Below are 12911 nucleotides of genomic sequence, written 5' to 3'. Positions count from 1 at the left end.
ATTCAATACATAAGTACTCTACTACCGCGAATTCTATACTCTAAATAATACGAGTTGCAGGAAGGCGGCAAGCGAATGAATCCCGATGAGCTTACTGTAGTAAGTGATTCGGGTGATTGAACGCAGCCAACGTACATGCAGCTTGAAGTATGACGAGTATAAGCCAATTATTTGCTCTGAATCTCAAACAACGGGCTTTGACCGGCAACAACAGAGCTGCCTGCCAATACCGAGATACCGGCATAATCATCAATATTGCTTACCACAACCGGGCTAATCATTGAGCGCGCATTGGCGTTCAGATAAGCCAGGTCCAGTTCCAATATCGGTTGACCGGCAACGACAGTGGCTCCCTCGTCAACCAGACGAGCAAAGCCCTGACCGTTCAGTTTTACCGTATCAATCCCGATATGAACCACAATTTCTGCGCCGGTTTCAGTTTCCAGACAGAATGCATGGTCAGTATTGAAGATTTTTACGATAGTCCCGTTCGCCGGAGAAACCACCATTTTATCAGTAGGACGGATGGCAACACCCTCACCGACTGCTTTGCTGGCAAAAGCTTCATCAGGAACCTGATCCAGTGCGACAACATCACCTGTAATAGGCGAAACCAGTACCAGAGAGGCTGTTTTAGTGGTGTTAATAACTGCCTGAGGCTTAACGTCTGCGGGTGCCACAGAACTGCTGGTGGCGGCAGGAACCGAACCACCTGCCAACACAGTACGCATGGCCGAAGCAATCAATTCTGCGCGGGTACCCACAATGATTTGCACACTTTGTTTATTCAGACGAATGACACCTGACGCACCTAAGCGCTTGGCAACACTGTCATTAACCTGGGCAGAATCTTTTACGTTCAGACGCAGGCGGGTGATGCAGGCATCAATGGCAGTCAGGTTATCTGAACCACCGATAGCACCAATATAGCGACGCGCCAAACCGTTGATTTCACTTTCGTTTACTGCTGGGGTGTTATCAACATTGACGTCATAACCATCTTCTTCACTGCCTTCAACTGCCAATTCACGCCCAGGTGTCAGCAAGTTGAATTTCTGGATGGTGAAACGGAACACCACGTAGTAAATGGCGAAGAACACCAAACCTTGTGGGATCAGCATATACCACTGTGTGGCTAGCGGGTTGCGAGAAGAGAGCACCATATCCACTAAACCGGCGCTGAAACCAAAGCCGGCAATCCAATGCATGCTGGCAGCAATGAACACCGAAATACCGGTCAGCACGGCGTGCAAGAAGTACAGTACCGGTGCGACAAACATGAAGGAGAATTCAAGTGGTTCGGTGATACCAGTGAAGAAAGCTGCAAATGCACCCGCCAACATGATACCAGCCACTTTCGCTCTATTTTCAGGACGCGCGCAGTGATAAATCGCCAACGCCGCACCCGGTAAACCAAACATCATGATTGGGAAGAAGCCAGCCTGATAACGGCCAGTGATACCCACAACAGCTTTACCAGAATCGATAGATTGTTGGCCACCGAGGAAGTTAGGAATATCGTTAATACCAGCAACGTCAAACCAGAACACTGAGTTCAGGGCATGGTGCAGGCCGACTGGGATAAGCAAGCGGTTGAAGAAGGCATAGATACCCGCCCCCACTGAACCCATATCTTTGATGTATTCGCCGAAGGTCACCAGCGCGTTATAAATCAGTGGCCAAACGTACATCAGAATGAAGGCAACCACGATCATCAGGAAGGACGTCAGAATTGGAACCAGACGGCGGCCGCTGAAGAAGGAGAGTGCTTTTGGCAATTCAACGCTGCTAAAGCGGTTGTACAACTCAGCAGAGATAATACCCACCAGAATACCCACGAACTGGTTGTTGATTTTACCAAAAGCTGCCGGCACCTGATCAACCGGGATCTTTTGAATCATCGACACCGCAGCAGGCGAGCACAGCGTGGTTAATACCAGGAAACCTACAAAGCCGGTCAGTGCAGCCGCACCGTCTTTGTCTTTTGACATACCGTAAGCAACACCAATTGCGAACAGCACGGACATGTTGTCGATAATCGCCGCACCGGATTTGATAAATAATGCCGCCAGTGCATTATCACCACCCCAGCTTACCGGATCGATCCAATAGCCTACGCCCATCAGTATCGCGGCGGCTGGTAGTGTGGCCACTGGGACCATCAAGGCCCGGCCCACTTTTTGTAAGTAACTAAGAATATTCACCTTTCCCCCTATTCGTCCGCTATCGGACCCTTTAAGTAGTTTATTTAATTGACTCACTACCTTTTAGAAAAACGCATGGCACACTTTTTATTTATTCACGGCACGTATTACTCATTGCGGAGTGTAAAAAAATTATTTCGTAACGCAAATTAAAACCCCCTATTCTGTGATAAATGTCACCAAAAACTAGTGAAAAAGCACCAATGCACTAGCCACGATACAAAACTTATTTTATCATTCGAAAAATGAACAAAGCATTGTACCAACGCATGAGTCAAAATCTGGGTTACGCTTAGCTGATGATTCAAATCGCGTAGAGTATAGCCACTATTAGCAATCCAAGAGGTGCAAGATGAGACTTATCCCACTGAAAAACACCACAGAAGTTGGTAAATGGGCAGCACGTCATATCGTTAGCCGTATCAACGCATTTAAACCAACCGCTGAGCGCCCATTTGTATTGGGTCTGCCAACCGGTGGCACACCGATGGAAGCATACAAACATTTGGTTGCGATGCACAAAGCCGGTGACGTCAGTTTTAAAAACGTTGTTACATTCAATATGGACGAATATGTCGGTTTGCCACAAGAACACCCCGAAAGTTACTACACCTTCATGCACTCCAATTTCTTCGATCATGTTGATATCCCAGCCGAGAACATCAACCTGTTAAATGGCAACGCGCCAGATATCGATGAAGAATGTCGTCGTTACGAAGAAAAAATTAAGTCTTACGGTAAAATTAACCTGTTTATGGGGGGCGTGGGCGTTGACGGTCACATCGCATTTAATGAACCGGCATCGTCTTTGGCATCCCGTACTCGTATCAAAACGCTAACGCAAGAAACCCGCATCGCTAACTCCCGCTTCTTTGGTGGTGATGCAAACCTCGTGCCGAAATATGCGCTTACAGTAGGTGTAGGTACCTTGCTGGATGCGGAAGAAGTGATGATTCTGGTCACTGGCCACGGTAAAGCACAAGCCTTGCAAGCTGCGGTCGAAGGTAGCATCAACCACATGTGGACCATCAGTTGCCTGCAACTGCATGCCAAAGCCATCATGGTGTGTGATGAACCTTCCACTATGGAATTGAAGGTTAAAACTGTAAAATACTTCCACGAATTGGAAGCTGAAAATATCAAAGGTCTGTAACAGTCATCAGGGGGCTAAGATGTACGCTTTAACTCACGGCCGTATTTATACCAGCCACGAAGTACTGGATAATCATGCTGTTGTCGTGGCTGATGGATTGATCGAACGTATCTGTCCTGCCGCTGAACTTCCGGCTGATATTGAGGTGCGCGATTTGGGTGGCGCCATTCTGGCCCCCGGTTTTATTGATGTGCAGTTAAATGGCTGCGGCGGCGTGCAATTCAATGATTCTCTCGAAGCTATCTCCGAAGAGACATTGGATATCATGCAGCGCGCGAATGAAAAGTCTGGTTGCACCAGCTTCCTGCCAACACTCATCACATGTAGTGATGAGTTTATGAAGCACGGCATTAATGTCATGCGTTCATACCTGCAAAAAAACCAACATAAAGCGTTGGGTCTGCATCTGGAGGGGCCATATCTTAGCCCGCTCAAGAAAGGCACACATAACCCAGCGTTTATTCGCAAACCAACCGCAGAGATGATTGATTATCTGTGTGCAAATGCGGATGTGATTACCCAATTCACTCTGGCACCAGAGATGGTTGATGACAAATACATTCGCCAGTTGACTGAAGCCGGTATTTTGGTTTCAGCCGGTCACTCGAATGCCACTTATCAGCAAGCCCGCCAAGGCTTTGCGGCCGGTATCCGCTTTGCGACACATCTGTATAATGCCATGCCATACATCACCGGGCGTGAACCCGGCCTGATCGGAGCGATTTTTGATACGCCGGAAATCTACACCGGGGTGATAGCAGATGGCCTGCATGTCGACTGGGCCAATATTCGCAACGCAAAACGTCTGAAAGGTGACAAGCTGGTACTGGTAACTGATGCTACCGCTCCGGCGGGTGCTGAAATTGATCAATTTATTTTTGCTGGCAAAACAATATACTATCGCGATGGTTTATGTGTGGATGAGAATGGCACATTAAGCGGTTCAGCACTGACGATGATCGAAGCGGTACAAAATAGTGTGGAACACGTTGGCATCGCACTGGACGAAACATTGCGTATGGCGACACTGTATGCGGCCCGCGCTATTGGCGTGGATAAGCAGTTAGGGAGTATTGAAGTCGGCAAAGTGGCCAACCTGACTGCCTTTACCCGCGATTATAAAATCACTAAAACCATCGTTAACGGTAACGAGGTTTTAAAATAAGCGAGTAATTTTATTGATGAGCACCGGCGGACAGTCACAAATTGGTAATGTGGATCTTGTGAAACAACTCAATGGTGCCGTTGTTTACCGGCTTATTGATCAGCAAGGCCCGATCTCGCGCATTCAGATTGCCGATCTCAGCCAACTCGCCCCCGCCAGTGTCACCAAAATTACGCGTCAGCTGCTGGAACGGGGGCTTATCAAGGAAGTTGATCAGCAAGCCTCTACCGGCGGTCGCCGTGCTATATCTATAGTGACAGAAAACCGCCAGTTCCATACCATTGCGGTGCGCCTGGGCCGCCATGATGCGACTATTACCCTGTTTGATATGAGCGGTAAATCACTGGGTGAAGAACATTATTCGCTACCTGAACGCACGCAAGAAACGCTGGAACACGCGCTGTTTACTATTATCAGTCAGTTTATCGAAGCCTATCAGCGCAAATTGCGTGAGCTGATTGCCATTGCGGTTATCCTCCCAGGCCTGGTTGAACCGCACAAAGGTATCGTGCGCTATATGCCCCATATCAGTGTCAGCAACTGGCCATTAGTCGAAAATCTGCAAAATCGTTTTAATGTCACCAGTTTTGTTGGCCACGATATTCGTAGTTTGGCACTGGCGGAGCACTACTTTGGTGCAACTCGTGACTGTGAAGACTCCATCTTGGTTCGTCTGCATCGTGGTACCGGTGCGGGTATTATCGTAAACAGCCAGATATTCTTGGGCAGTAACGGTAACGTGGGTGAAATCGGCCATATCCAGATTGATCCATTGGGTGAGCGCTGTTATTGCGGCAATTTTGGCTGCCTGGAAACGGTTGCCTCCAATGCAGCCATTGAAAATCGAGTGCGCCACCTGCTCGCTCAGGGCTACCCAAGCAAATTAACGTTGGATGATTGTCATATCGGCGCTATCTGCAAAGCGGCTAACCGGGGTGACTTGCTGGCAAGCGAAGTGATTGAGCACGTGGGCCGCTATCTGGGCAAAGCCATTTCTATCGCCATCAACTTATTTAATCCGCAAAAAGTCGTTATTGCGGGTGAAATCATTGAAGCCGATAAAATCCTACTGCCAGCCATTCAGAGTTGCATCAATACACAAGTATTGAAAAACTTCCGCCTGAATCTGCCTATCGTGACGTCGCAGCTTGATCATCAGTCTGCAATTGGTGCTTTTGCTCTGGCTAAGCGCGCCATGTTGAACGGTGTATTATTGCAACGCCTGCTGGAAAGCTAACGCGTAGATGCAAATAAGGCAACGGCAGGGGTAAACGTCTTATCGGTCATGTTATAGTGGACCATTGCCGTGCAAAAATGAGTAATATAATACCCTTCTGACTTGAGGCTGCTGCTCTCACTGACCCGAATACTGACCAGCGTCAGCACATCGGGATGCACTCATTTGCTGCCTAACTGTAACTCCAATTAATTTGGGTTTAACCATGACAATTAAAAGCGTTATTTGCGATATCGATGGTGTGTTGTTACATGATAATAAAGCGATACCGGGCGCTAACGACTTTCTGGCCCGGATCCAAAATGCCGGAATGCCGCTGGTTATTCTGACCAACTATCCGTCACAAACCGCGCAGGATCTGGCTAACCGCTTCAGTTCTGCTGGGCTGGATGTCCCAGAAAGTGCCTTTTATACCTCGGCAATGGCCACTGCCGACTTCCTGCGCAATCAGGAAGGTAAAAAAGCCTATGTTGTGGGTGAAGGTGCATTAGTACATGAACTCTATAAAGCTGGCTTTACTATCACCGATATCAATCCTGACTTTGTGATTGTCGGTGAAACCCGGTCCTACAACTGGGACATGATGCATAAAGCCGCCTATTTTGTCGCCAATGGTGCGCGTTTTATTGCCACCAACCCCGATAGCCACGGGCACGGGTTTGCTCCGGCGTGTGGCGCATTGTGCGCACCTATTGAGAAAATATCCGGTCGCAAGCCGTTTTATGTGGGCAAGCCCAGCCCGTGGATCATTCGCGCGGCGCTGAATAAAATGCATGCCCATTCAGAAAGCACGGTAATTGTCGGTGATAACCTACGTACCGATATTCTGGCCGGTTTCCAGGCTGGGTTGAAAACGATTTTGGTCCTGTCCGGTGTTTCAACGCTAACAGATATTGAAGCCATGCCATTTCGCCCGAACTACGTTTTCTCTTCCGTGGTTGATATCAATATTATCTAATCTCTGTTGGCGGTCATGTCATGGCCGCCACTCTCTTTTTTGCCCCCACCCCCTTTAGCGCTATGCCTTTTTTTAGTGCAGTGCACCAAAGTTTCTTGCCATTACGCCCTATTTTGGCGCATTTTCTTTTATAGCCTTCGTCCTTGAAGCTGCTGGGGTGTTAGCTGGGTTCACTCACCCGAATCACTTGACTGAGTTAAGCTCATCGGGACTGACTCGCTGGCTGCCTGCCTGCAACGTCAAGTGCTTTGGGTATAGGTACCCATTGCCGTACCAACCATTGCACCAAAATAATAGCGCTGTGAATTGGCGTATAAATTGCATGTATTTCTCACATCTAGTTTAGAAATAATTTGGATGACTGCATCGTCATGGGGCATAACTTGCATCACTCATAAGCAAGTGTGAAAAAACAGATCCAGCGATGAACGACTCAAATTCAACATCATCACCGCCAAAGCAGAGAAGTTAGGGAGATTATTATGTGTTCTATTTTCGGGGTCCTCGACCTTAAAACCGACCCCATTGAGTTACGTAAAAAAGCGCTGGAAATGTCACGTTTAATGCGCCATCGTGGCCCGGATTGGTCTGGTGTGTGGGCAAATGATAAAGCCATTCTCGCCCACGAACGTTTGTCTATCGTTGACGTCAATACCGGTGCCCAGCCCCTGTTTAATGCGGCCCACACGCATATTTTGGCCGTTAACGGTGAAATCTATAATCATCAGGCATTACGTCAGCAATATGGTGACCGTTACGCGTTTCAAACCGGCTCAGATTGTGAAGTGATTCTGGCGTTGTATCAGGAAAAAGGCCCAGACTTCCTTGATGACCTGCAAGGTATGTTCGCTTTCATCCTGTACGACACAGAGAAAGATGCCTATCTGATTGGCCGTGACCATCTGGGGATTATCCCGCTGTATATGGGCCATGATGAAAACGGCAACATGTTTGTGGCTTCAGAGATGAAAGCATTAGTGCCGGTGTGCCGCACCATTAAAGAGTTCCCGGCTGGCAGCTATCTGTGGAGTAAAGAGGGTGAAATTCGCGAATACTATCATCGCGATTGGTTTGATTTCGACAACGTCAAAGGCAATGTAACTGACAAAGTTCAGTTGGCTAACGCGTTAGAAGACGCGGTAAAAAGCCACTTGATGTCTGACGTGCCTTACGGTGTATTGCTGTCCGGTGGTCTGGACTCTTCCGTTATCTCTGCTATCACCAAAAAATTTGCCGCCCGTCGTGTCGAAGACGATGAGCGCAGTGAAGCCTGGTGGCCACAACTTCACTCCTTTGCAGTGGGTCTGATTGGCTCACCGGATTTACGTGCTGCGAAAGAAGTCGCCAACCATTTAGGTACCGTGCACCATGAAATTCATTTCACCGTGCAAGAAGGTTTGGATGCTATCCGTGATGTGATTTATCACATTGAAACCTATGATGTCACCACCATCCGTGCCTCAACACCAATGTATCTGATGTCGCGTAAAATCAAAGCGATGGGGATCAAGATGGTGCTGTCTGGCGAAGGGTCTGATGAAGTGTTCGGCGGCTACCTCTACTTCCACAAAGCACCAAATGCGAAAGAATTGCATGAAGAGACTGTGCGTAAATTGCTAGCCCTGCACATGTATGACTGTGCGCGTGCCAACAAAGCGATGTCTGCCTGGGGTGTTGAGGCCCGCGTCCCCTTCCTAGATAAGAACTTCCTCGATGTTGCGATGCGTATCAATCCGCAGGACAAAATGTGTGGTAATGGCAAAATGGAAAAACATGTCCTGCGTGAATGTTTTGAATCTTACTTACCACACAGCGTCGCCTGGCGTCAGAAAGAACAATTCTCTGATGGTGTCGGCTATAGCTGGATTGACACACTAAAAGAGAAAGCCGCAGAGCAAGTCACTGATCAACAGATGGAAACTGCCCACTTCCGTTTCCCATACAACACGCCATCGTCAAAAGAAGGCTACTTGTATCGCGAAATTTTTGAAGAGCTGTTCCCGCTGCCAAGTGCCGCTGAATGTGTCCCTGGTGGCCCATCAGTCGCCTGTTCATCAGCAAAAGCCATCGAGTGGGATGAATCATTCAAAAGTATGGATGACCCTTCCGGCCGTGCGGTTGGCGTGCATCAGGACGCTTATAAATAATTGAATGTGATGGTCTGCCTATATTGACTGTCCAATCTCAAGGCTGCCCTAGGGTAGCCTTGTTTTTTGCTGGCAAATTCAACAATTAATCACCATAAGTGCTGCTTTAATCACCAGACTGTTCACAAGCCACACAAACGAACCCTTTCAGCGCTTTTTTGGGAAAAAATTAGTTGACGCAATTCGGCCATATACGCATAATGCGCCCCGCAACGCCGATGAAGGTAATGCGGAAAAAGATGGCTACGTAGCTCAGCTGGTTAGAGCACAGCACTCATAATGCTGGGGTCACAGGTTCGATTCCCGTCGTAGCCACCATCTTTTTGCGGGAGTGGCGAAATTGGTAGACGCACTAGATTTAGGTTCTAGCGCCGCAAGGTGTGCGAGTTCAAGTCTCGCCTCCCGCACCATTATTCGTTCATCGGTTTGTCACAGCGGATGGGATATCGCCAAGCGGTAAGGCACCAGGTTTTGATCCTGGCATTCCCAGGTTCGAATCCTGGTATCCCAGCCATCTTTTTTTTGGATGGATAGCTGTAAGGCAAGAGAGTTGTCATATAAAAAAGAATTGTATTTCAGTTGGGATATCGCCAAGCGGTAAGGCACCAGGTTTTGATCCTGGCATTCCCAGGTTCGAATCCTGGTATCCCAGCCATACAACTTCTCAAGATTAAAGATTTAAAGATGGCTACGTAGCTCAGCTGGTTAGAGCACAGCACTCATAATGCTGGGGTCACAGGTTCGATTCCCGTCGTAGCCACCATCTTTTGGGGTATCGCCAAGCGGTAAGGCACTGGATTCTGATTCCAGCATTCCGAGGTTCGAATCCTCGTACCCCAGCCAAATTTAGAAAAGCTCGCTTCGGCGGGCTTTTTGCATTCTGGGATTTCACTATATTCCCTCTTACTTGAGTCCGATGTCTCAAGTCCAGGTTGGATTAGGTTTCGATTGATGGTTGCTTGAGGCGACAACGCCCGCCAAAAGAACAGATCGAATATCAACCGAAACCAGCTCCGAACTGTCCCAAATATTAAGTATTGAACTCAAAAAAACAGACATCCCCTACAACCCCAATGCATACCTCAACGCATGTTCTTTCAATTTGCCCGCGCGCTGAGCGGCTATCAACGCCAGATTCCGTACGAATTTCACCGGTGGCAGATCATTGCTGAATGTGGTGTAAAACACATCCATACCACTTTGCATAATCAGATTATCAGTGCGGCGGCGGCGTTGATAACGCAGTAATACCCGCTCGCTGTGCCACGGTTCTGCCCGTTCACGCGCTTGATTTAGCACCTCCAACAGCGCATCAACATCGCGATATCCCAGATTCACCCCCTGCCCGGCCAGTGGATTAATGGTATGGGCTGCATCCCCGAGTAAGACCAATCCCGGCTGTACATAACGTTGTGCATGGCGCCGCACTAGCGGGAAAGAGCCAGCAGCAATCGCTTTAACAGCCCCCAAACGTGATGGGAAAGCCTTGGCAATTTCCTGATTCAACTGTGCCATCGGCAGCGCCTGAAGCTGACGAATACGCTGCGGGCTGTCGTACCAGACCAATGATGCCCACTGGCCAAATAGCGGTAAGAAAGCACGCGGCCCCGTTGGGGAAAACTGCTGCCAGGTGGTGTCTTGCTGAGCTGTATCCGTCTCTACTGTAATTAACATGCAAGACTGGCGATACTGCCAGCCATTGGTGCCGATACCGGCTAACCGTCGTACCAGAGAGTTGGCACCATCAGCACCTATCACTAAACGGCCCTGTATCTGTTGCTGAGCGTCTAACGTGATTTGCCAGCACTCATCTACTCTAACCATAGTTTGCAGCCGTGACGGGCACAGCAACGTTAAATTGGGGCATTCCGCTATCTGTTGCCATAATGCCAACTGCAAAACCCGGTTCTCAACCATAAACCCCAGCTCAGGCAAAGAGAGCGAGGCGGCATCAAACACCACCTGTGAACCGGGCTGCTCCCAGGTCTCCAACCGACGATAAGGTGCATAACGCATCTGCTGTACCTGCGGCCAGACACCGAGCTGTTTCAGCAACGACACCGAAGTGCAGCCGATAGCGGAAACTCGTAAATCGGGCACGCTGTCAGCCTCAAATGGGGCTGGGGCTTCATGCTCAAGTAACGCGACTGACCAGCCTGTTTGTGCCAGTCCAAGCGCGGCAGCAGCACCGACCATACCGCCCCCCACCACCACAACATCATAATTTGGTTGCGATTTATTCATTTTGGCCATTTTTTAAAAGTTAAAATAACATCCATACTTTATCTGCCCTCAGTGTACCGGATTTTTCATCACCCCACAGAATAACTAAGCCGAACTGCGGTGGTCATCGCAACTGCAAATGACTACAATACCCCGCAACTAGTGAGCCTTTGCGCCTGGCGAACACATGGATCACCGCACCGCGCGATGTGACATTTATGATGAATTTTTGATGGTAGATAAGCCATGACGAAAAAACTGCATATTAAAACCTGGGGCTGCCAGATGAATGAATATGATTCATCTAAAATGGCAGATTTGCTGGCCAGCACCCATGGCTACCAGTTGACTGAGATCCCGGAAGAAGCCGATTTACTGCTACTGAATACCTGTTCAATTCGCGAAAAAGCACAAGAAAAAGTATTCAGCCTGCTGGGCCATTGGAAGCTCCTGAAAGAAAAGAATCCCAATCTGATTATTGGTGTCGGTGGATGTGTAGCATCACAGGAAGGCGAACATCTGCGCCAACGCGCGCCCTGTGTTGATGTCATTTTCGGGCCGCAAACCCTGCATCGCCTGCCAGAAATGATTAACCACGTCCAAGGCACCCACAGTCCGGTGGTAGATATCAGCTTCCCTGAGATTGAAAAGTTTGATCGGCTGCCAGAGCCGCGTGCTGAAGGCCCGACCGCGTTCGTTTCTATCATGGAAGGATGCAATAAATATTGTACCTTCTGCGTGGTGCCTTACACTCGTGGCGAAGAGATCAGCCGCCCAAGTGACGATATTCTGTTTGAAATTGCACAGTTAGCGTCCCAAGGGGTGCGGGAAGTGAATCTGCTCGGCCAGAATGTCAATGCCTATCGCGGTGCCACCTATGACGGCGATATCTGTAGTTTTGCCGAGTTATTGCGGCTGGTTGCCGCCATTGACGGTATCGATCGCATTCGCTTTACCACCAGCCATCCGATTGAGTTTACCGACGATATCATCGATGTTTATCGCGATACGCCAGAACTGGTGAGTTTTCTGCATCTGCCAGTGCAAAGTGGTTCCGACCGAATTTTAACCATGATGAAACGCGCCCACACCGCACTGGAGTACAAAGCTATCATCCGCAAACTGCGGCAGGCGCGGCCAGATATCCAGATAAGTTCCGATTTTATTATCGGTTTCCCTGGTGAAACTCAGCAGGATTTTGCACAAACCATCAAGCTGGTCGCGGAGATTCATTTCGATACCAGTTACAGCTTTATTTACTCTCCACGCCCTGGCACACCCGCGGCAGAGCTACCAGACGATGTCAGTGAAGAGGAGAAAAAACAGCGACTGCATATTTTGCAACAGCGTATCACTCAGCAGGCCATGGAAATCAGCCGCGAGATGGTTGGTAGTGTGCAACGTATTCTGGTAGAAGGCCCCTCCCGCAAAAGTGCGATGGAGCTGGCCGGGCGTACCGAAAATAACCGGGTGGTGAATTTTGAAGGTACACCAGAGATGATTGGCAAATTCGTTGATGTCGAAATTGTAGACGTTTATGCCAGTTCACTGCGCGGTATTTTGCAGCGCACCGAAGACCAGATGGCGCTACGGGTTCATGAATCGCCACAATCGGTCATTGCGCGGACCCGAAAAGAAAATGAAATTGGCGTGGGGCAGTATCAACCCTGACCATAGTTGTTCGAGTTGACTCGCATTAGCAGGCGCTGCATTGTCAGTGCCTGTTTTATTTTAGTGGGCTGCTGCGCAGATTCGGACTGTTTAAGTTGCACCTCCAGAGGGTCGCTACTTGAATAGAGCGTGAAAGCACGGATTGATAAGTAA

Annotated in this window: 8 protein-coding genes and 6 tRNA genes; 12 read left to right on the top strand and 2 right to left on the bottom strand. The window is 48.8% G+C overall.

Annotation, left to right across the window (positions count from 1 at the left end):
- Positions 1-167: 167 nt before the first annotated feature.
- Positions 168-2204, bottom strand: coding sequence for an N-acetylglucosamine-specific PTS transporter subunit IIBC (gene nagE, locus Q2T72_RS06790; RefSeq protein ID WP_083159639.1), 2037 nt, complete (start codon positions 2202-2204; stop codon positions 168-170).
- 352 nt (positions 2205-2556) lie between these two features.
- On the opposite strand from nagE, the gene nagB reads away from it, so the two are divergent.
- From nagB to Q2T72_RS06735, 11 genes are all read left to right on the top strand, one after another.
- Entirely contained in the window at positions 2557-3357 is an 801-nt protein-coding gene (gene nagB, locus Q2T72_RS06785; RefSeq protein WP_083159640.1) for a glucosamine-6-phosphate deaminase, read from the top strand.
- Between the two features lie 19 nt (positions 3358-3376).
- Positions 3377-4522 carry an N-acetylglucosamine-6-phosphate deacetylase gene (gene nagA / locus Q2T72_RS06780; RefSeq protein WP_083159641.1) on the top strand — a complete coding sequence of 382 codons (1146 nt, stop codon included), beginning with the start codon at positions 3377-3379 and terminating at the stop codon, positions 4520-4522.
- Positions 4523-4538: 16 nt separating this feature from the next.
- Positions 4539-5759 carry an N-acetylglucosamine repressor gene (locus tag Q2T72_RS06775; protein ID WP_193784698.1) on the top strand — a complete coding sequence of 407 codons (1221 nt, stop codon included), beginning with the start codon at positions 4539-4541 and terminating at the stop codon, positions 5757-5759.
- A 205-nt stretch (positions 5760-5964) separates the two neighbouring features.
- Positions 5965-6717, top strand: a complete 753-nt coding sequence (locus Q2T72_RS06770) for an HAD-IIA family hydrolase (protein ID WP_032908027.1) — start codon at positions 5965-5967, stop codon at positions 6715-6717.
- A gap of 482 nt (positions 6718-7199) precedes the next feature.
- The gene (gene asnB / locus Q2T72_RS06765) at positions 7200-8864 is read left to right on the top strand and encodes an asparagine synthase B (RefSeq protein WP_372568858.1); all 1665 of its coding nucleotides are present in this window, start codon (positions 7200-7202) and stop codon (positions 8862-8864) included.
- Positions 8865-9105: 241 nt separating this feature from the next.
- Positions 9106-9182 (top strand) — tRNA-Met (locus Q2T72_RS06760).
- Between the two features lie 7 nt (positions 9183-9189).
- Positions 9190-9274 (top strand) — tRNA-Leu (locus Q2T72_RS06755).
- A gap of 29 nt (positions 9275-9303) precedes the next feature.
- Positions 9304-9378 (top strand) — tRNA-Gln (locus Q2T72_RS06750).
- Between the two features lie 66 nt (positions 9379-9444).
- Positions 9445-9519: transfer RNA gene (locus tag Q2T72_RS06745), tRNA-Gln, on the top strand.
- A 31-nt stretch (positions 9520-9550) separates the two neighbouring features.
- A tRNA-Met gene (locus Q2T72_RS06740) sits at positions 9551-9627 on the top strand.
- 5 nt (positions 9628-9632) lie between these two features.
- Positions 9633-9707: transfer RNA gene (locus Q2T72_RS06735), tRNA-Gln, on the top strand.
- 219 nt (positions 9708-9926) lie between these two features.
- On the opposite strand, the gene ubiF is transcribed toward Q2T72_RS06735, so the two are convergent.
- Positions 9927-11108, bottom strand: coding sequence for a 3-demethoxyubiquinol 3-hydroxylase (ubiF, locus tag Q2T72_RS06730; RefSeq protein ID WP_372568857.1), 1182 nt, complete (start codon positions 11106-11108; stop codon positions 9927-9929).
- A 225-nt stretch (positions 11109-11333) separates the two neighbouring features.
- On the opposite strand from ubiF, the gene miaB reads away from it, so the two are divergent.
- Positions 11334-12758, top strand: coding sequence for a tRNA (N6-isopentenyl adenosine(37)-C2)-methylthiotransferase MiaB (miaB, locus tag Q2T72_RS06725; protein WP_083159649.1), 1425 nt, complete (start codon positions 11334-11336; stop codon positions 12756-12758).
- Positions 12759-12911 lie beyond the last annotated feature (153 nt).

It is taken from the genome of Yersinia sp. 2466 StPb PI (genome assembly GCF_041538325.1).
In the GTDB taxonomy this organism is placed as follows: Bacteria; Pseudomonadota; Gammaproteobacteria; order Enterobacterales; family Enterobacteriaceae; genus Yersinia; species Yersinia enterocolitica_E.
The sequence above is the reverse complement of the archived record's forward strand: the minus strand, read 5'-3'. Positions and strand labels throughout refer to the sequence as shown.

Coding starts and splice junctions, on each gene's coding strand:
- Q2T72_RS06770 (WP_032908027.1), top strand. CDS start 5,965: ATGACAATTAAAAGCGTTATTTGCGATATCGATGGTGTGTTGTTACAT.
- nagB (WP_083159640.1), top strand. CDS start 2,557: ATGAGACTTATCCCACTGAAAAACACCACAGAAGTTGGTAAATGGGCA.
- asnB (WP_372568858.1), top strand. CDS start 7,200: ATGTGTTCTATTTTCGGGGTCCTCGACCTTAAAACCGACCCCATTGAG.
- miaB (WP_083159649.1), top strand. CDS start 11,334: ATGACGAAAAAACTGCATATTAAAACCTGGGGCTGCCAGATGAATGAA.
- nagA (WP_083159641.1), top strand. CDS start 3,377: ATGTACGCTTTAACTCACGGCCGTATTTATACCAGCCACGAAGTACTG.
- ubiF (WP_372568857.1), bottom strand. CDS start 11,108: ATGAATAAATCGCAACCAAATTATGATGTTGTGGTGGTGGGGGGCGGT.
- Q2T72_RS06775 (WP_193784698.1), top strand. CDS start 4,539: ATGAGCACCGGCGGACAGTCACAAATTGGTAATGTGGATCTTGTGAAA.